17 protein-coding genes are annotated in these 19,473 nt (G+C 65.5%); 7 read left to right on the forward strand and 10 right to left on the reverse strand.

The features are described 5' to 3' along the window. Positions 1–8 precede the first annotated feature (8 nt). Positions 9–1,181: a methyl-accepting chemotaxis protein gene (locus ACT7DK_RS16085; protein WP_445400907.1), complete on the reverse strand. Its 1,173-nt coding sequence runs from the start codon at positions 1,179–1,181 to the stop codon at positions 9–11. 957 nt (positions 1,182–2,138) lie between these two features. Here ACT7DK_RS16085 and ACT7DK_RS16090 point away from each other — a divergent pair. Beyond that, a complete protein-coding gene (locus ACT7DK_RS16090; protein ID WP_445402419.1) occupies positions 2,139–2,336 on the forward strand; it encodes a hypothetical protein in 198 nt (65 codons plus the stop codon). A gap of 236 nt (positions 2,337–2,572) precedes the next feature. Here ACT7DK_RS16090 and ACT7DK_RS16095 read toward each other — a convergent pair whose 3' ends face one another. Beyond that, entirely contained in the window at positions 2,573–2,914 is a 342-nt protein-coding gene (locus ACT7DK_RS16095; RefSeq protein ID WP_445400909.1) for a DUF2750 domain-containing protein, read from the reverse strand. Positions 2,915–3,059: 145 nt separating this feature from the next. On the opposite strand from ACT7DK_RS16095, the gene ACT7DK_RS16100 reads away from it, so the two are divergent. The 4 genes from ACT7DK_RS16100 (at position 3,060) to ACT7DK_RS16115 (ending at position 6,154) form a co-directional block, all read left to right on the forward strand. Beyond that, complete coding sequence (locus ACT7DK_RS16100; protein WP_445400911.1) at positions 3,060–3,710, forward strand: isochorismatase family protein; 651 nt, start codon at positions 3,060–3,062, stop codon at positions 3,708–3,710. Further along, entirely contained in the window at positions 3,703–4,896 is a 1,194-nt protein-coding gene (gene pncB, locus ACT7DK_RS16105) for a nicotinate phosphoribosyltransferase (RefSeq protein ID WP_445400913.1), read from the forward strand. The genes ACT7DK_RS16100 and pncB overlap by 8 nt, the downstream gene beginning before the upstream one ends. A 109-nt stretch (positions 4,897–5,005) precedes the next feature. Further along, positions 5,006–5,803, forward strand: coding sequence for a phenylalanine 4-monooxygenase (gene phhA, locus ACT7DK_RS16110; RefSeq protein WP_445400915.1), 798 nt, complete (start codon positions 5,006–5,008; stop codon positions 5,801–5,803). A gap of 9 nt (positions 5,804–5,812) precedes the next feature. Further along, positions 5,813–6,154, forward strand: a complete 342-nt coding sequence (locus ACT7DK_RS16115; protein WP_445400917.1) for a 4a-hydroxytetrahydrobiopterin dehydratase — start codon at positions 5,813–5,815, stop codon at positions 6,152–6,154. 111 nt (positions 6,155–6,265) lie between these two features. Here ACT7DK_RS16115 and ACT7DK_RS16120 read toward each other — a convergent pair whose 3' ends face one another. The 5 genes from ACT7DK_RS16120 to puuD form a co-directional block, all read right to left on the reverse strand. Further along, positions 6,266–6,697: an META domain-containing protein gene (locus ACT7DK_RS16120; RefSeq protein ID WP_445400919.1), complete on the reverse strand. Its 432-nt coding sequence runs from the start codon at positions 6,695–6,697 to the stop codon at positions 6,266–6,268. Between the two features lie 354 nt (positions 6,698–7,051). Then, positions 7,052–8,326, reverse strand: coding sequence for an NAD(P)/FAD-dependent oxidoreductase (locus ACT7DK_RS16125; protein WP_445400921.1), 1,275 nt, complete (start codon positions 8,324–8,326; stop codon positions 7,052–7,054). Positions 8,327–8,340: 14 nt separating this feature from the next. Continuing rightward, a complete protein-coding gene (puuC, locus tag ACT7DK_RS16130; protein WP_445400923.1) occupies positions 8,341–9,825 on the reverse strand; it encodes an aldehyde dehydrogenase PuuC in 1,485 nt (494 codons plus the stop codon). A 17-nt stretch (positions 9,826–9,842) separates the two neighbouring features. Continuing rightward, positions 9,843–10,409 (reverse strand): HTH-type transcriptional regulator PuuR, encoded by a 567-nt coding sequence (gene puuR / locus ACT7DK_RS16135; protein WP_445400925.1) that lies wholly within the window; start codon positions 10,407–10,409, stop codon positions 9,843–9,845. Further along, positions 10,406–11,188, reverse strand: a complete 783-nt coding sequence (puuD, locus tag ACT7DK_RS16140) for a gamma-glutamyl-gamma-aminobutyrate hydrolase (RefSeq protein ID WP_445400927.1) — start codon at positions 11,186–11,188, stop codon at positions 10,406–10,408. The genes puuR and puuD overlap by 4 nt, the downstream gene beginning before the upstream one ends. Positions 11,189–11,371: 183 nt before the next feature. Between puuD and ACT7DK_RS16145 the strand changes: the two genes are divergently transcribed. Together ACT7DK_RS16145 and ACT7DK_RS16150 are read left to right on the forward strand one after the other, a co-directional pair. Beyond that, complete coding sequence (locus ACT7DK_RS16145; protein WP_445400929.1) at positions 11,372–12,775, forward strand: glutamine synthetase family protein; 1,404 nt, start codon at positions 11,372–11,374, stop codon at positions 12,773–12,775. A 153-nt stretch (positions 12,776–12,928) separates the two neighbouring features. Then, complete coding sequence (locus ACT7DK_RS16150; RefSeq protein WP_445400931.1) at positions 12,929–14,413, forward strand: Na+/H+ antiporter NhaC family protein; 1,485 nt, start codon at positions 12,929–12,931, stop codon at positions 14,411–14,413. A 51-nt stretch (positions 14,414–14,464) separates the two neighbouring features. On the opposite strand, the gene ACT7DK_RS16155 is transcribed toward ACT7DK_RS16150, so the two are convergent. From ACT7DK_RS16155 to cydB, 3 genes are all read right to left on the reverse strand, one after another. Next, positions 14,465–16,219: a putative bifunctional diguanylate cyclase/phosphodiesterase gene (locus ACT7DK_RS16155; RefSeq protein ID WP_445400933.1), complete on the reverse strand. Its 1,755-nt coding sequence runs from the start codon at positions 16,217–16,219 to the stop codon at positions 14,465–14,467. Next, positions 16,219–18,210 carry an ATP-binding protein gene (locus ACT7DK_RS16160; RefSeq protein WP_445400935.1) on the reverse strand — a complete coding sequence of 664 codons (1,992 nt, stop codon included), beginning with the start codon at positions 18,208–18,210 and terminating at the stop codon, positions 16,219–16,221. The genes ACT7DK_RS16155 and ACT7DK_RS16160 overlap by 1 nt, the downstream gene beginning before the upstream one ends. 266 nt (positions 18,211–18,476) lie before the next feature. Further along, the gene (gene cydB, locus ACT7DK_RS16165; protein WP_445400937.1) at positions 18,477–19,472 is read right to left on the reverse strand and encodes a cytochrome d ubiquinol oxidase subunit II; all 996 of its coding nucleotides are present in this window, start codon (positions 19,470–19,472) and stop codon (positions 18,477–18,479) included. Position 19,473: the final 1 nt, after the last annotated feature.

Here is a 19,473-nt window from a genome sequence, read left to right on the forward strand (position 1 = left end):
GTACTCCCCTAGAAGAAGGTAATGTCCGACTGGCCCTGGCGCTCGGCGGCCTGGCCCTGGTGATTGAGGTGCTGCTCCAGCATGGCGTAGCTGCGGGTCATGCGCGCCAGCCAGGCATCCACGTCGATGGGCTCCCCCACCTGCATCAGGGTCCGCCCGAATTCCTCCAGGTTGTCGCACACCTGGCGCAGTATCTGGCTGGTCCTGTCCTGGAACTGCAGCGACACCAGCATCTGCTCTATCTCGCCCCGCACCTCTTCGCCTTCGGTACGGGTGCTGTCCACCGCCCGGGTCAGGCCCTCGGCGGTGCCGCCAAACAGGCTCAAGACGGCACGCAGGGCGGCTTCCGTCTGGGCCAGCTCCCTGTCGTCCTCGGCGCTGGCCTGCTCGCTGTCGCTGAAGGTATCGAGGATGGCCTGGTTGATGACGTTGACCTTGTCGGCCATGCTCTTGCTGGTGGCGCTGGAGCGGATGGACAGGCTGCGCACCTCGTCGGCCACCACCGCGAAGCCCCGGCCGGCGTCCCCCGCCCGGGCCGCCTCTATGGCGGCATTGAGCGCCAGCAGGTTGGTCTGGCCGGCGATGGCGTCCACCTCCGCCGCCATCTTCTGCAGCTCTTCGGTATAGCCGGTCAGCACCCGAACCTCGTCGAGCATGGCCCTGTGCCGCTGCTGGGCGGCGCGCAGGGAAGATACTATCTCCGCCAGGGCCTGCTCGCTGGACCGGGTCACCGCCTTCATGTCGTCCTCGCCCCGGGCGATGGAGTCGCCGGAGGTTCCCACCAGCAGGGTGAGCCGCTGGACCAGGGAGGAAAACTGGCCGGTCAGCTCGGCGATGGCCTCTTCGGTCTGGCCGCGGGCGGTCTCGATATGCCGCCCCAGTATCGGCAGCACCGCCTGGGCCAGGGCCGGGCCATCGGCCGGCTCCGGGGGAGGCGGCGCCACCGCCTCGGCCCGGCCGTCGGCCCGCCTGGCCAGGCTGAGTTTGCAGTAATGCCCCAGCCCGGCCGATGCCAGACACAACAGCACGGACACCAGCAGGGCGGGAGTGGAGAAGTCGGTGAGCCACAGCAGCGGCAAGCCGGCGGCCACCGCCACCAAGACGGGCGCCAGGGCGACAAGATACAGCACCGTCGTCGCCTCGCGCGCGCCCGGCACTATTTCAGCTTCAGCATTTTTCATCTCTGCCTCCCGGACATGCTTTCCCCCGACCGCCTAAAAAAGCGTGCAGGAGCCCACCGGCAAAAAAGCCGGAAAAAACAAAAACTGTGGCCTGTTAATTAAACCCGGGCACCCGAAATGCGAGAAAATAATTCCCTGCCAGGCCCATGGAATTGGCGATGGCATAGAGTGCCGAGTCAATATAAAAGGAATAAGTGTGGGTGTTAGGTGCCCCCTGAAAAATCATCCTTGCAATATTTTTCTTATCGTTAAGATCGGCCTCCAGTAAAAGGTAACGCCGATCCACAGTGCGTATTAACAATTAGCATAAAAAAAAGATAAGTGTCAGCTTACACATGAAAAATCACTATTTTTTTTGCATGGCATCACACTCGATGCCGGGCAGCCTGGAATGCCTCTTTCATTCCGTAGCAGAACCGTAATTTTTTGCCCATATTGATAGTCGGGATGGAAAGTGCCAAAAACAATTCCTGTCATTTTTCCGCCGACGAATGGATAAAAACCGACAAGGCGACCAGGATTACCCAATAAGGGATAACCCTGATAAAAACATGGTCGTATTGTTTGGACATGATTTAAATAACTGATCCTAATAGTGCTACATCGACCGGGCCCCGCACGCAGACACGCCGTGAACCCATCCCTGGGGGCTCCGCCGCGCCATCCCTGGCGCGGAGGGTCTGCTTAGCGGAACCCGGTCGTTGCCGACAGTGATCTACTATTCGGAACAGCTATTTAAATAACCGATCCTAATAGTGCTACATCGACCGGGGGCCGCGGGTGGGGGCACTCGCCAGGAGGCTCACCGCGTCGTACCGCCACGCCGAGCCCGTGTGCTTTAAGTGCAAAATGTTTTTATTTCACCTTGCAGGGGTTGCCAAAGCGTTAAAAAGGGATTTTGGGTACAGTCGCCGGCCTCGATTGCATGGTCGCAATCCCCAACCGGAGACGATGTCCGTGAAGAAACTCAATACCGCAACCGCATCCTGGCAGGGCGGGCCGCAACTGGGCGGCATGCAGCTGATGCCCTTCGCCCAGATCTCGGCCCGCCGCTACCTGGAATACCTGGAGTCGGAAGAGCGGCTGCAGATCCGCCTGCACTACGGCAGCCGGGGCCGGCCCGAGCGGATCTACCACAAGAGCGGCCAGGGGTGACCGGCCGGAAAAAGAAAAGGGCCCAAATAGGGCCCTTCAGCTTGATGACAAAGTCCAGCTCCTGTTTTTCGCCAGATATTTCCCTTTCTCGCAGCCGTTTTAACCCTGGTCATCTCCGCGAAGGCGGAGATCCATGGCATAGTGCACTGGACTCCCGCCTTCGCGGGAGTGACCACAGAGTAATACGAAGGTTTGTCAGCAGCCTGCTTCTTGTTCAAGGAAGAAAATAAGGGTCCTCAGGCCAGGGCCTTGACCAGCTCCAGCACGTCGAGCTCGACGCCGTCCAGCTCCTCGTCCCAGTTGGGTCCGATGCGCACGCCGTCTTCGGACAGGTCTTCCACCCAGATCTCCAGGAATTCGGCCAGGCTGATTTCGAAGGGCTCGTAGTCGGCCCATTCCTCCAGGCACTGGGCCCTGGCCTCGTCCTCGGTGGACCAGACCGGCATCACCTCGGTGTCTTCGAACTCGGTGGAGTCGCAGACCACCCACTCGTCCCCGAAGCGCAGCCCCCACATCACCCGGTTGGCTTTCACTTCATCGATAAAACGCTGGTAGTTTTGCTGGTGGCTGTCGCTCATCTTGTTCACCTTTGGCTGATAATGGGGGGAGAGCCCCCGGATGGGGCGATACTGAACCAAATCACCTTTAGACTCAATCAAAACAATATTAACAGAGTGCTACACCGGCCCCCTCGGGCCCATACTTAACCATAGGAGGTGGAGCATGAAATTACCCGCCAAACACCGCGTCGCCAGCCTGGACGTCGACGCCCAGTACACCTTTACCCCGGCCTGCCCGGACGAGCTGCCGGTGCCCGAGGGCGACCAGATCGCCGACGAGCTCAACCGCCAGGCCGCCTTCGCAGGCTACCGCCTCGGCTCCAAGGACGCCCACTCGCCCCGGGCCCGGTGGCTCGCTACCGAGCAGGCACCGCCCTTCACTCCGATAGAAGGCGCCAGGAACATGGATATCCGCTGGCCCCGCCACGCGGTGCCCGGCACCCGCGGCTTCGAACTGCTGGCCGGCCTGCCTCACCCCGCCGACTACGATTTCTTCGTGTGGAAGGGGGTGGAGCCGGACATGCATCCCTACGGCGCCTGCTACCATGACCTGGCCGAGCGTCAGAGCACCGGCCTGGTCGAGTTTCTGCGCTGCAACGAGGTGAGCACCGTGCTGGTGGGGGGCCTGGCCACCGACTACTGCGTGCGCAAGACGGTGCTACAGCTGCTGGCCGCCGGCTTCACCGTGGTGGTCAACCGCTCCGCCATCCGCGGCGTGGCCGACGAGAGCAGCCGCCACGCCATCGCCGAGATGATCCAGCTGGGCGCCCATTTCGTGCACGATGCCGGCCAGTTGGAGCAGGCCGATGACTGAGCCCGTGATCCGCTCCCTGCTCGACACCGACCTGTACAAATACACCATGATGCAGGCGGTGCTGCATCAGCATCCGGCGGCGCCGGTGGAATACCGCTTCCGCTGCCGCACCCCGGGCATCGACTTCAGCGGCTGCCTCGATGCGATAGACGCCGAGATCGATCACCTGTGCCGGCTCCGGCTCGACGAGGAAGAACTCGGCTACCTGGCCGGGCTCGACTACATCAAGCCCGACTTCATCCACTTCCTCCGCCTGTTCCGGCTGGATCGGCGCTTTATCGAGCTGGGCTGCGAGCGGGGCAGGCTCGAGCTGCATATCAAGGGCCCCTGGCTGCACACCATACTGTTCGAAGTGCCGCTCTTGGCCATCATCTGCGAAGTCTATTGCCGCCGGCACTATCCCGCCCCCGACTGGCACCAGGCCCGGGAACGGCTGCAGCAGAAGATAGCCCTGGCGGCCGCGGCCCCCGCCAGCTTCCGTTTCTCCGATTTCGGCACCCGGCGCCGCTTCTCCCGCCGCTGGCAGGAGGAAGTGGTGAGCCGGCTCGGCCAACAGCTGCCGGTGCAGTTCGCCGGCACCAGCAACCTGGATCTGGCCCGCCGCCTGGGCCTCCGGCCGGTGGGCACCATGGCCCACGAGTTCCTGCAGGCCTTTCAGGCCCTGGGGCCACGGCTTATCGACAGCCAGAAGGCGGCGCTGGAAGCCTGGGTGCACGAATACCGCGGCCGCCTGGGTTACGCCCTGACCGACGTGGTGGGCATGGACGCCTTCCTGCGCGACTTCGATCTCTACTTCGCCAAGCTGTTCGACGGCCTGCGCCAGGACTCGGGCGATCCCATGCTCTGGACCGAGAAGGCCTTGGCCCACTACCGCCGCATGAAGATAGATCCGCGCGGCAAGACCCTGGTCTACAGCGACAGCCTGACCATGGCCCGGGCGCTGGAGATCCATCACCGCTTCCGGGACGACTGCGCCATGGCCTTCGGCATCGGCACCCACCTGACCAACGACGTGACGGATCCGGTGCCGCTCAATATCGTGATCAAGATGACCGCCTGTAACGGCCAGCCGGTGGCCAAGCTGTCCGACAGCCCGGGCAAGGCCATGTGCGAGGACGCCGGCTACCTGGCCTACCTGGCCCAGGTGTTCCAGGTCCGGCTGGCCGGGGTGGATGTGACCGGTTGATGTAAACTTATTGTTACAGGAGTACTGAACCCAAGGCAGAACCGCCGCTTCTAAATAATGAGCGGGCTCTCTAGATTAGAAAGCCGACACCGCTTGAGGAGGGAGCAAGATGAAAGCGACCCAATATGTGGCCCGGGAGCCGGGGCCGGACGGCATCATCCATTACAGTACCGAAGAAAATGCCATCTGGCAGACCCTGATCGAACGCCAGCTGGCCTGCGTGGCCGGCCGCGCCTGCGACGAATACATGGACGGCCTGGCCCGGCTGGAACTGCCCCGGGACCGCATCCCCCAGCTCGACGACATCAACCGGATACTGGAGCCCGCCACCGGCTGGCAGGTGAGCCGGGTGCCGGCGCTGATCTCCTTCGACCGCTTCTTCGCGCTGCTGGCCAGCAAACAGTTTCCGGTGGCCACCTTTATCCGCAGCCGGCAGGAGCTGGACTACCTGCAGGAGCCGGACATCTTCCACGAGATCTTCGGCCACTGCGCCCTGCTCACCAACCCGGCCTTCGCCCGCTTTACCCATACCTACGGCCAGCTGGGGCGGGAAGCCAGCCCCCAGGACAGGGGTTTCCTGGCCCGGCTGTACTGGTTTACCGTGGAGTTCGGCCTGCTCAACACCCCGGCAGGACGGCGCATCTACGGCGGCGGCATCCTCTCCTCCCCCGGCGAGACCCGCTATGCCTTCGAGTCCCCGGTGCCGGAGTTCCGCCCCTTCGATATCCTGGATGTGCTGCGCACCCCCTATCGCATCGACATAATGCAGCCCATCTACTACGTGATCGACTCCATCGACGAGCTGTTCCATATCGCCGAGATGGACATCATGGCCAGGGTGAACGAGGCCAAGGCCCTGGGGCTGTTCGCCCCCACCTTTCCGCCCAAACAACAACAAGCCAGTTAAGGAGTGAACATGACCGCACTTGCCCAACAACACTGCGAAGCCTGCCGCGCCGATGCCCCCAGGGTCAGCGACGAAGAGCTGGCGGCCCTGATGAAGGACATTCCCGACTGGACGCCGGTGGCGCGGGAAGGGGTGCTGCAGCTGGAGCGGGAATACAAATTCAAGAACTTCAAGCTGGCCTGGGCCTTCGCCGACAAGGTGGCGGAGCTGGCCGAGAGCGAATTCCACCACCCCACCATCACCCTGGAATGGGGCAAGGTCACCGTCACCTGGTGGACCCACGCCATCAACGGCCTGCACCGCAACGACTTTATCATGGCCGCCAGGACCGATACCCTGCTGGAAGGCTGAAAGCCGGGAGCTGGAAGCTGGAAGCTGGATGCTGGATGCTGGATGCTGGAAGAGATAAAGGAGTAGGAGTCGGGGTCAATTTTTAAAATTGACCCCGACTCCTTTTGATATTTACCGGGCGGTCAGGGTGCGGCCGTCCTCGGCATGGATCACCAGCTCGCCAGCCGGATTGAACTCGATGCGCCGGCCGTTGCCGAGGATATCCAGCATGGCCTGCTCCCGCTCCATCTGTGCCGGTGTGCACATCATCATGGTGCTGGCCATGCCGGTGGTCTCGAGTTGGTCGCCCTTGAGCCGGTAGCCGCCATGGAAACCGTTGCAGAAGGCACGGCCATAAAGCCGGCCGTCGTCGCCGAAGTTGAGGGTGCCGACGGCCTGGCCGATGCTGCCGGGCAGCTCGCCGCTTACGTCCATGCCGTTCAGATCCCGCACCTGCCACTCGGTGCCGGTCAGGGTCTGTTGCGGGTTGTCCGGCCCGGCGCAGCCGCTCAGGGCAACCAGGGACAGGGATGACAGCAGGGTAAGGGAAGTCAGTCGATTCATCTATAGCCTCACAGGATAAGAAAAAGCCGTCCCGGCTCAGGGCAGGCGCATCCCGGTTGCGACCATGAGTTGAGTAATAACTCTAACACTATACCCGATGATGGCGGAAAGACCCACTCCCTGACCCAAAACCGGCACCGTGGGTGGGATGGCCCTCTGAAGTGGACCCTACAACAGGCCCGGCGTAGCCGGCGGCAAGGGTCGAATTTATTCGACCAAAACCGGCACCGGTTCGGCATGGTCCATTGAATGGACAGAAGCAGCACGCCAGGTGGACCTCCGCCTGTGCGGAGGTGACCACCATTAAACAAAGGAGGGAGCCCCTTTCTTCCCGCTTCAGGCTTCCGGCTCCGGTCACACCCCCAGCTTGTCGCGCAGGCTGTAGTAGACGGCGCCCATGGCGGTAAAGGGCACCTGGAAGCGGCGGCCGCCGAAGAAGGGCAGGTGCGGCAGGCGGGCGAAGGCGTCGAAGCGCTCGGCCTGGCCCTTGAGCACCTCGGACAGCAGCCGTCCCGCCAGGTGGGTGCAGGTCACGCCGTGGCCGCTGTAGCCCTGCATATAGTAGACGTTCGACTCCAGCCGCCCGAACTGAGGCAGGCGCGACAGGGTCAGCAGGAAGTTGCCGCTCCAGCGGTAGTCTACCTTCACCCCCTTGAGCTGGGGGAAGGTCTTCAGCAGTTTGGGCATGACCAGTCGCTCGATATCGTCCGGATCCCGGGCGCCGTAGACCACGCCGCCGCCGTACAGCAGCCGGTTGTCACCGGTGAGGCGGTAATAATCCAGCAGGTAGTTGCAGTCCTCCACGCAGTAGTGGCGGGGGATCAGGCTCGCCGCCTGCTCCTCGCTCAGGGGCTCTGTGGTCACTATCTGGGTGCCGCAGGGCATGGCCTTGGCCGCCAGCTTGGGCTCCAGATTGCCGAGATAGGCGTTGCCGGCCAGCACCAGGAAATTGGCGGTCACGCTGCCGCCCGCCGTTTTGGCCACCGCCGGATCGCCATACTGGATCTGGGTCACCGCCGACTGCTCGAAGATGCGCCCGCCCAGTTTGCGGATGGCTTCGGCCTCGCCCAGGGCCAGGTTGAGCGGGTGGATATGGCCGCCCCTATGGTCGAGCAGGGCGCCCACGTAGGCCTCGGTGCCGATCTCCTCCCGTACCCGCCGTTCGTCCAGCAGCTCGAGCTGCCGGTGGCCGTAGCGCTCCCAGTTGGCCTTCTGGCTTTCCAGCTCGTGCAACTGGCGCGGGTTGAGGGCGGCGAAGATGCCGCCGGGGCGGAAGTCGCAGTCGATGCCGTACTGCTCGATGCGGCTGCGGATGATGTCGCCCCCCTCGAACATCATGCTGCCCAGCATGCGGGCGGTGTCCTGGCCGTAGCGGGCCTCGATCACGTCGATGTCCCGGCTGTAGGAGTTGACTATCTGGCCGCCGTTGCGGCCGCTGGCGCCGAAGCCGATGCGGCTGGCTTCCAGCAGCACCACGTCGAAGCCCGCCTCGACGAGGAAGAGGGCGGTAGAGAGGCCGGTGTAGCCGCCGCCCACCACGCAGACGTCGCAGCGGATGTCTTCGGTCAGTTGCGGCCAGGGCTCGTGCCGGTTGGCCGAGGCGGCGTAGTAGCTGTTTACATGTTCCATTTAAAACCTCTCCCTTAATCCAGCGCCAGCCAGGTGGTCTTGAGTTCGGTGAATTTTTCCAGGGCGTGCAGGGACTTGTCCCGGCCGTTGCCGCTCTGCTTGACGCCGCCGAAGGGCACCGTCATGTCGCCGTCGTTGTAGTTGTTGATAAACACCGAGCCGGCCCTGAGTTTGCGCGCCAGCCGGTGGGCCCGGCCCAGATCCGAGGTCCAGACCCCGGCCCCCAGGCCGTACTTGCTGTCGTTGGCCAGCCGCACCGCTTCTTCCTCGCTGTCGAAGCTGGTTACCGCCAGCACCGGGCCGAAGATTTCCTCCCTGGCCACCGTCATGTGCGGGCTCACCTGCTCCAGCACCGTCGGCCCCATGAAGTTGCCCGCCTGCTCCCGGCCGTCCAGGCCGAGTACGGCGCCTTCCTCCAACCCTTCGGCGATGTAGCGACACACGCTGCCGTGGTGATCGCTGTCGATAAGTGTCCCCATGGTGGACTCGGGATCCAGCGGATCCATCGGCTTGAACGCTTCGGCGGCTTTCTTCAGCTCGGCCAGGAAGGCGTCCTTGATGCTCGCCTCCACCAGCAGCCGGGTACCGGCGATGCACACCTGGCCCTGGTTGTAGAAAATGCCGGCGGCGGAGGCCCGGGCCGCCTTGGCCAGATCCGGGCAGTCGGCAAACACCAGGTTGGCGCTCTTGCCGCCCGCCTCCAGCCACACCCGCTTCATGTTGGAGCGGCCGGCGTATTCCATCAGCAGCCGGCCCACCCCGGTGGAGCCGGTGAAGGTGAGGCAGTCCACGTCCTGGTGCAGAGCCAGGGCCTTGCCCGCCTCGTGGCCGAAGCCGGGCAATACGTTGAGCACCCCGTCGGGCAGGCCCGCCTCCCTGGCCAGGGCTCCGAGGCGGATGGCGCTGAGCGGCGACTTCTCCGACGGCTTGAGGATCACGGAGTTGCCCGCCGCCAGCGCCGGCCCCAGCTTCCAGCAGGCCAGCAGCAGCGGGAAGTTCCAGGGCACTATGGCCGCCACCACCCCGATGGGCTCGCGGCTGATCAGCGCCAGCGCCTCGGGCCCGGTGGGGGCGATTTCGCCGTACACCTTGTCCACCGCCTCGGCATACCACCGGATGGCGCGGATGGCGCCGGGGATGTCATCCCGCAGGCTGTGGCGGATCGGCTTGCCGGTATCCAGGGTCTCGAGCAACGCCAGCTCTTCCCGGTGGACCTCCATCAAGTCGGCCAGGCGCAGCAGCACCCGCTTGCGCTCGGCCGGCGCCGCCTCGGCCCAGACGCCGGATTCGAAGCTGGTGCGGGCCACCGCCACCGCCGTGTTGACGTCCCGCTCCTGGGCCCGGCTGGCCTCGACCAGGACCCGGTCGGTGGCCGGGTTGATCACCTCGAAGCGCTCGCCCCCTTCCGCTTCCCGGTATTCGCCGGCGATAAAGAGCCGGGATTCGATGCGCAGTTGTGCCGCCTTGGCCTGCCAATGGGCCTTGTCTTTGTAGTCCATGATGTTCTCCGCGTTCCTTACAGGTTGGGTGGGGTGTGTGCGCTGATGATGCGGCACTCCCGATCCGAAACATTGGTAAAAGTATGGGGCAGGCCGGTGTCGATCACGTAGCTCTGTCCGGCCCGGAGCCGGTGGCATTCGCCGTCCACCGTCAGCTCTATCTCCCCTTCGAGCACGGTGCCGACCTCTTCCCCCTGGTGCTTGAGGTGGCCGCCGGTGCTGGCGCCGGGGGCGTAGGTTTCGATCAGAAAGCCCAGGGCCCGCTTGCGGTTGCCGTTGTGCACCAATTTGAAGGACACGCCCCGGCTGCCGATCTCGATCAGCTCCTCGGGCTCGATCACCACCTTGTTGCGCTTGGCGGGCACCGGCTCGGCGAAAAACTCCGACAGCGACATGCCGTACACCTTGAGCAGCTTCTGCAGGCTGCTCACCGCCGGGCTGACCTTGTCCTGCTCTATGGTGCAGATGGCGCCGTGGGTCAGGCCGGACAGCTCCGCCACCTTGCGCTGGCTCAGGCCCAGCCGCTGGCGGATGGCCGCCAGCCGGCTGCCCGGGGCCAGGTCGGTATTGCGCGCCTCGCTCATCCCGCCTCCCTCGCCGCCCGGTAGTGGCGGCAGGCCTCGGCAAAGCCGTCGAACAGGGCGCGGGACAGGGCGTTGTCCCGGCTCAGCCACTCCGGATGCCACTGCACCCCCAGGGCGAAAGGCTGATCAGTCAGGCTGATGGCCTCTATGAGTCCGTCCGGCGCCCGCGCCTCGACCCGCGCCGCCGCGCCCAGCGCCTTCACCCCCTGCATGTGCAGGGAGTTCACCGGCTGGCGGCCGGGGCCGGCCAGCCGGGCCAGCAGGCCACCCGCTTCGGGAAGGATGTCGTGGGCCGGGGCGTACTGCCGCGCCAGGGGCTGCTGCTTGTCTTCCCGGTGTTCGTCGAACAGGCCGGTGTCGTGCAGGCGCCGGTGCAGGGTGCCGCCGCTGGCCACCACCATCTCCTGGAAGCCGCGGCAGATGCCGAACAGGGGCAGTCGGCGCTCACCCGCGGCGGCGATGAGCCGCAGGCTCAGGCGATCCCGCCCCGGATCGTTGAGCGGCTCTTCCCCGCTTTCGCCGTAGTGATGGGGCTCCATGTTGCTGTAGCTGCCGGTCAGCAGCAGGCCGTCGAGCATGGCCAGGGCCTGCTCCAGGCCCTGTTCGTCGTCGCCCAGCCCCTGGGCCAGGGGAAAGGGCAGCAGGCCCGCGGCCTGCACGGCGTTGAGGTATTTCTCCTGCAGCGTCATCGCCGGATGCGGCCCCAGCTGTTGCCGGCACATGATGATGCCGACCACAGGCTTGTTAAATATATGCACCATCCGTGTTTCCTCACTCATGCTCTAAATCCTGAACAAAAAACCATTGGTGGGCTACTTTTGTCAAATATATAGTTAAAACCTAGCACACGGAGATTTACCACTCAATAATATTTAACACTTGAAAAACAAAATAAACGAATTTATGTTTCTCATGGTAAGTATTTTTAACGGTCACATGGCGGTGCAATCATGCAAGCAGAGATGGAAATGTTAAACCCCCTGGCCCAGGTCGAACCCCTGGCGCCGAGCGACTTCGAGCGGGAGGTGGCCGACTACCTGGCCCGCTATCCCGATACCCAGTATGTGGACGTGCTGCTCACCGACCTCAACGGCATCTTCCGCGGAAAGCGGCTGCCGGTGAGCGCCCTGGACAAGCTGGAAGCGGGCTGCTTCTTCCCGGGCTCGGTGTTCGCCATGGACTTTCGCGGCAACGTGGTGGAGGAAACCGGCATCGGCCAGGACATCGGCGAGCCGGATCTGCCCTGCTTCCCCATCGCCGATACCCTGGTGCCCTCGGCCTGCGATCCGGATACCGTGGCCCAGCTACTGCTGACCATGGTCACCGAGGACGAGCAGCCCTTCCCGCTCGAGCCGCGCAACGTGCTGGCCCGGGTGTGGGAAAAGGTCAAGGCCCGGGGCCTGCGGCCGGTGGTGGCGCTGGAGCTGGAGTTCTACCTGGTGGACCGGGAACGGGACGAGAGCGGCCGGCTGCAGCCGCCCTGCTCGCCGCTCACCCAGAAGCGGGACACCTACAGCCAGGTGTACTCGGTGGACAACCTCAACAACTTCGCCGAGATCCTGGCCGACATCGACAACCTGGCCATCCGGCAGGGGCTGCCCGCCGACGGCGCCGTGGCCGAGGCGGCGCCGGGCCAGTTCGAGATCAACCTCAATCATACCGACGACGTGCTCGCTGCCTGCGACCAGGCCCTGGCGCTGAAGCGGCTGATCAAGCTGGTGGCGGAGCAGCACGAGATGGACGCCACCTTTATGGCCAAACCCTACGAGGAGCATGCGGGCAGCGGCCTGCACGTGCACATCAGCGTGGTCGACGACCAGGGCGACAACCTGTTCGTGGACGAAGAGGGCGAAGACTCGGCCCTGCTGCATCTGGCCCTGTCCGGCATGTTGGATCTGATGCCCGACAGCATGGCGTTGCTGGCCCCCAACATGAACTCCTTCCGCCGCTTCCAGCCCGGCATGTACGTGCCCACCCAGGCCTCCTGGGGCCACAACAACAGGACGGTGGCCCTGCGCATCCCCTGCGGCGACGACGACGCCCGCCGCATCGAGTACCGGGTGGCCGGGTCCGACGCCAACCCCTACCTGGTGGTGGCGGTCATCCTCGCCGGCCTGCTGCACGGCCTGGACAACACCCTGCCGCTGCCGGCGCCGGTGGTGGGCAACGGCCTGGAGCAGGAAGGGCTGCCCTTCCCCACCCGCCAGAGCGAGGCGCTGCAGGTGCTGGCCGAAAGCCAGCCGCTCAAGCGCTACCTGGGGGAGGAGTTCATCGAGGTCTACCGCATCTGCAAGAACGACGAGCTGCTGGAGTTCGAGCGGCGCATCTCCGATATCGAACTGGAGTGGATGCTTAAAAACGCCTGAGTCGGCATCACCGCGATTTTCCGGCGGCATGACGCCCGGCTTCGACCGGGTGGCGATGGCGCCGGATTTTGGGAAGGCGGCCGCGGCCGCCGTAGGAAAACCATAGGGACATGACCGGCGCCATCGCCGGCCCCTCGACCAAGGACAATACCGATGCAACGAGACGATACCCTGGTACTCGAACCCTCCGAAAAATGGCCGCCGCTGTGGCGTGGACTGGCGGTGGCCCTGGCGGCGGCGCTGGGCTTTGCCTGGCTCGGCTTCACCCACGAGGCCGGCAGCGACTACGGCGTGCTCAGCCTGCTGCCGGCCGCCCTGGTGATCACCATGGCGGTGCTCACCCGCAAGACGGTGGAATCCCTGCTGGCGGGCGCCCTGCTCGGGCTGCTGCTGATCGATCCCACCGACCTGGTGACGCCGCTGGCGGACGTCACCCTGGCGGTGATGATGGACGAGACCATCGCCTGGCTGATCCTGGTGTGCGGCATGATGGGCGGGCTCATCAACCTGCTGGCCCGGGGCGGCGGCGTGCACAGCTTCGGCAACTTCATGACCCGGCTGATCAAGTCTCCCCGCGGCGCCATGTTCGGCACCGTCGGCCTGGGGCTGGTGGTGTTTATCGACGACTACCTCAACTCCCTCGCCGTCTCCTCCTCCATGAAGAAGATCACCGACAGCTACCAGATCTCCCGGGAGAAGCTGGCCTATATAGTGGACTCCACCGCCGCGCCCATCTGTATCCTGGTGCCGGTCTCGACCTGGGCGGTGTTCTTCGCCTCCCTGCTGGAGGACTCCGGCGCCGCCGAAGGTGGCCGGGGCATGTCGCTCTATATCGACAGCATTCCCTACATGCTCTACGGCTGGGCCGCGCTGCTGGTGGTGGTGCTGGTGGCCGGCAACCGGCTGCCGGATCTGGGCGCCATGAAGCAGGCGGAAGCCCGCGCCCGCGCCGGCCAGCCGGTGCCGACCGGCTGGGAAGACCAGGAAGAAAGCCAGCCGCCCCGCAGCACTCCCGCCTGGCTCGGCCTGCTCAACTTCCTGCTGCCCATGGGGGTGCTGGTGTTCGCCAGCGTCTGGTACGAAATCGACCTGCTGAAAGGGGTGCTGGTGGCGCTGGGCTGCACCATGCTGCTCTACTCGGTGCAGCGGCTGCTGTCGTTCCAGCAGCAGGTGGAGGCCACCCTCGACGGCTTCAAGGTAATGCTGTACCCGCTCGCCACCGTCTGCGCCGGCTTTATCCTGAAGGAAGTGAACGATCAGCTGGGCATGACCCAGTACATCATCGACACCGTCACCCCCCTGCTCACCCCGGCGCTGCTGCCCGCGGTGGTGTTCCTGGTGATGGCGCTGGTGGTGTTCAGTACCGCCTCCAGCTGGGGGGTGTTCGTGATCTCGCTGCCGATAGTGGTACCCCTGGCCCAGGCCATGAACGTGCCCATGCCGCTGGTGGTGGGGGCCCTGCTTTCGGCCTCGGCCTTCGGCAGCCACGCCTGCTTCTTCAGCGACTCCACCGTGCTGTCCGCCCAGGGCGCCGGCTGTGACACCATGGATCACGCACTGACCCAGCTGCCCTATGCGCTGTTCGGTGGCGCCCTCACCCTGGCGGCGCTGCTCGCCGCCGGCTTCTGGCTGGCATAAGCCCCCCCGGACCGGCGCCGGGGCCATTGCCCGGCTCCGGTCCGGGCTCGCTCAGTCCGCACCGCCGGCATGGTGCTGGCGATAGTAGGCGATAAAGGCTTCGGGTTTCAGCGGCGGCGAATACCAGTAGCCCTGTACCATCATGCACCCCATCTCCCGCAGCAACTCGATATGCTCGGGCCGCTCCACCCCTTCCGCCACCGTGGCGCACCCCAGGTTGCGGGCCAGGTGGATCACGGTCTCCGCCAGGCGCCGGTCCTGGCTGTCGGTGTCCATCTGGTTGACGAAGGCCTGATCTATCTTCAACACCGACACCGGCATCGACTTGAGGTAGGCCAGGGAGGAATAACCGGTGCCGAAGTCGTCGATGGCGATGCTGATGCCCTGGGCGGCCAACTGGCGCAACTGGGTCAGGGCCAGCTCCACGTTCCGCATCAGTCCCGACTCGGTCACCTCCACCTCGAGCGCCCCGCGCGGCAGGCGGCTCTGCCGTAACCGGGTGATCAGCCGATCGGCAAAGCCCGGCTGCATCAGCTGCAGGGTGGCCACGTTCACCGCCAAGCGGAAGTCCGGCGCCACCAGCTCCTGCGCCAGCCATCGTTCGAGCTGGCGGATGGCGGCGTCGATCACCCAGTCGCCCAGGCGCAGTATCTCGCCGCTGGCCTCGGCGATGGGAATGAAATCCGCCGGCGAGATAAAGCCGAGTTCGGGATTGATCCAGCGCAGCAGGGCTTCGGCTCCCACGATCCGGCCGCCGCGCAGCTCCACCTTGGGCTGGTACACCAGGAACAGCTCCCGGTGGTCGGCGGCGGCCCGCAGGGCCTGGCGGTAACGGTTCAGGGTCAGCAGTTGCTGCTCCAGTTCCGGCCGGTAGCACTGCCAGCCGTTGTTTTCCGCCGGCAGCGCCATCGAGGCCAGCCGGACCAGGCGCTCCGCCGAGCCGTACTCGAAACCGGTATGGCTCACCCCTACCCGTCCGCCCAGGTGCAGCAGCAGTTGCTCCACCTCGAAGCCCCGGGTGATCAGCTCCACCAGGGCGGCGGCCCGGCCGGCAAAGCCGCCGGGGACACCGAACTCCAGCACCAGCCACTCGTTGCTGCTCCAGACCCCGAACACGGCGCCGCTCCGGCCGAGATACTGCTGCAGCCGCTCTCCCACCGCCCGGCTCAGGGCTTCGGCCACGCCGTAGCCGTGCAGCCGGGCGATATCGTCCATCCCTTCCAGGGCGATAAAGTACAGAGTGCCCTGCCCGGCCTGTGCCACCTGCTGCTGCAGCCGCTCCAGCAGCGCCCGGCGGTTGGGCCGCTCGGTGACCGGATCGGTCAGGGACAGCCGATGCAGCTGGGCGGTGCGCTGGTCCACCAGCTCTTCCAGCAGCGCGGCCCGGCTGCTGCGCTGGCGCAGCAGAAAGTGAACCTCCAGCACGTTGTGGATGCGCTGCAGCACCTCGAACTGGTCGAAGGGCTTGGTAAGAAAGTCCCGGGCCCCGAGGTGCAACGCCCGCAGCCGGGTATCGGCATCGCTCTGGGCACTCAGCACTATCACCGGTGGCGCCTGGGCCGGCCAGCGCGCCTTCAGCAGCTCCAGCACCCGGTAGCCGTCCAGGTGGGGCATGCGGATATCGAGCAGCAGCAGATCGGGCAGGCGGGCATGGAGCAATGTCTCCAGCCGGCGCGAGTCGGTTTCACCACGCACCCGATGATAACCATGGTCCTCGAGCAGGCTGACCAGCAGCTCCACATTGACCGGGTTGTCATCCAGCACCAGGATGTCGGCGTCGTGATAGGTCGGGCTCGTCTCCGGCATCAGCGTTGCGACTCCATCAGCCGCGCCAGCAGCACCGGCCACTGCCGGGCCTCGAGGGGCGGGACCAGACAGTCGCTGAACCCCGCCCTCACGGCCTGCTCGGCCTCTTCCTGCGAGGTCCCGTCCGACAGGGCCACCAGCGGAATGGCGCTGGTGAGCGGATGCCGGCCGAACAGGCGGGCCGCCGCCAGGCTGCCCATGCCGGGCAGCCCGAGATCCATCAGGATCAGATCCGGAGGCGAGGAGCAGGCCAGCTCGAAGGCCAGTTCGGCCGAGGGCAGGCACAGCAGCTGCGTGCCGTCCAGCTCCCCCAGCTGCTCCTGCATCCGCTGCTGCCCCGCCGGAGACGCCGCCACATAGAGCAGGGTGCGCATCCGCCCGGCGGTGGCCGGGCCCGTCGGCGGCGTCGCCCAGGGCAGGCGGAACCAGAACTCACAACCGTCGCCCGGGCTGTTGTCGAGGCCGATGTTTCCTCCCATCTGTTCCACTATGCTCTTGGTCAGCGCCAGGCCCACACCGGTACCCTCGATGGCCCCCTGCTCGGCACCCAGCCGGTTAAAAGGCTGGAACAGCTGATCCAGATGGTGCGGCGCTATGCCGAAGCCGGAGTCGCGCACCAGGATGCACAGGGCATCCGGCTCGGGGCGGCATCCGACCCACACCCGCCCGCGCGGCCGGTTGTACTTGATGGCGTTGGAGACCAGGTTGATCAGCACCTGCTTGAGCCGGGTGTAATCGGCCCGCACCGGCCCGGCCGAGTCCAGCTCCGGCGCCACGTCGAGGCTGCTGATGCCCTGCTGCTGGGCCAGCGGCGCCAGTATGGCGCAGGCCTCGTGCACCGCCTCGCCGGGATGGACGGCCTCGAGCGACATCCGCAGCCGCCCCGTCTCTATGCTGGCCAGATCCAGTACTTCGTCGATCAGCGTGAGCAGATGGCCGCCGCTCTTGTAGATCTGCTCTACCTGCCGCCGCTGCCGCTCGCCGAGCGGCATGCGCGTATTGCTCTGCAGCAGCTGGGCAAAGCCCATGATGGCGTTGAGCGGGGTGCGCAGTTCATGGCTCATGGAAGAAAGAAACTCGGTCTTGGCCCGGCTGGCCCGTTCGGCCTGGGCCCGGGCCTGGCGCTCGCGCTGCTCCGCCTGATGGATCTCGGTCAGATCGGTAAGAATGCCGATAAACTCCCGCCGCCCCGCCCCTCCGGTGTCCGCCACTTCGCTCACCGCCAGGTGCACCGGCACCTGGTGCCCGGCCTTGTGCCGGGCCGCCACCTTGCGCCCCGTGCCGATCACCCTGGCATCGCCGCCGCGGAGATAGTCGCGGATATAACCGTCGTGGTGGCGGGCCCAGCGGGCCGGCATCATGCAGCTGACATTGCGGCCCAGCAATTCGTCCCGCCGGTAACCGAGCAGGGCCAGGGCATAGTCGTTGATCTCCTGGATGAGGCCGCGGCCATCGATGCGCACTATGCCGGCGGCGGCTCCCTGGGTGATGGCCTGGTAGCGGGCCAGCCGATCATCGCTGAGCCGGCGCTGCTCGGCCAGCAGCAGCAGTTGCTCCGCCTGCTGGCCGAGCAACTGGAGCCGGCGACGACCGGCCTCATCCAGCCTTCTGGACGCCGAGTCGAACACGCAGAGGCTGCCGAGGAACCGCCCCGGCTCAAGGCTCAGGGGCACGGCGGCCACGAAGCGGATCCCCGGCTCGCCGCAAACCAGGGGGTGGCCGGCCAGGCAAGCCTCCTCGCGGGCATCCGCCAGCGCCAGCCACCGCCCTTCGGCCGCGAGCAACGCACAGAGTGACAGGGCCTCGGCGCACGGCGGGGCGCCGCTCCATCCCCAGGGAGGCTCCCCCACCGGCGGACAGATCACCACCTGCGACACGTCCAGCAGCTGGGCCGCCAGCTCGGCGAGGGAGGTGAAACCCGCCGAGGCCCGAAGGCAGGAATCATGCTGGGGGAAGAGGGCGGAAACATCGGGAAGGGGCTGCTCGATCATGGTTGTCCGTTGGCTGTGGGGGCTCGTTATCGTCCTCGGCCGCCGGCGGATGGGCGGGCCTCGACAAGGGGTTGTCGGCAGCCCGGCCCGGGACTTTAACGCCGGTACGGAAACCGCCGACGCCGATAAAAAAGAACAAGGCTTCCGCAGAAGCCTTGTCATTCAGATCCCCAGCGCCAGCTTGATCACCAGGCCGAGCAGGGTCAGGGTGAGCACCCCGCCCAGGTAAAGGCCGGCGAACCACAGCCAGCCGCTCTTGCCGCCCATCAGTAACCCTCCTCGAAATCCTCGACCTTGCCGGAGAAGATGCGGTAGCCCCAGAGGGTGTAGGCGCAGATCAGCGGCAGGAAGATAAAGATGCCCGGCAGCAGGAACAGCAGGCTGGAATCCGGCGCCCGGGCGTCCCACAGGGTCAGCTGGTGCGGGATAAGATAGGGGAAGAGCCCCACCACCAGGCCGATAAAGCCCAGGAGGAACAGCCCCACCGCCAGCCAGAAGGGCCGGGTCTCGTGGGGCTGGCCGTCCAGATCCCGGTACAGCAGCCAGCCGAACAGGGCGCTCAGCAACGGCAGGGGCAGCAGCAACAGGAAGTTGAGGCCGTCGAACCAGCGTGTGCGCACCTCGGTATTGGCCAGCACCGTCCACAGGCTCACCACCACCAGTATCGCCATGATCGCCAGCACCAGTTGGCGGCCGAGGTGGGCGGCGCGGGCCATGATGTCATCCCGGCTCTTCATCACCAGGTAGCAGCAGGCCAGCAGGGCATAGGCCACCATCAGCGCGAAGCCGGTGAAGATGCTGAACGGCGACAGCCACTCCAGCGCGCCCAGTTCGCCGGGGCCGGCCTCCACCCCCTGCACCACGGCGCCGAGGATGGCGCCCTGGCAGAAGGTGGCGACGGTGGAGCCGAGGAAGAAGGACAGATCCCACCAGGGCTTGGAGCGGTGCGACTTGAACCGGTACTCGAAGGCCACGCCGCGGAAGATGAGCCCGATCAGCATGATGATGATGGGCGTGTACAGGGTCGCCAGTATGCCCGCGTAGGCGGCGGGAAAGGCGGCGAACAGCACCACGCCGCCGAACACCAGCCAGGTTTCGTTGCCGTCCCACACGTGGGAGATGGAGCGCATCATGTGATCCCGCTCCGCCACGCTCCGAAACCAGGGATAGAGGATGCCGAGGCCGAGATCGAAGCCGTCGAGCACCACGTACATCAGTACCGCAAAGCCCAGCAGCAGGTAGTAGAACAATGCCAGATCCATC

Source organism: Zobellella sp. An-6, from assembly GCF_052487945.1.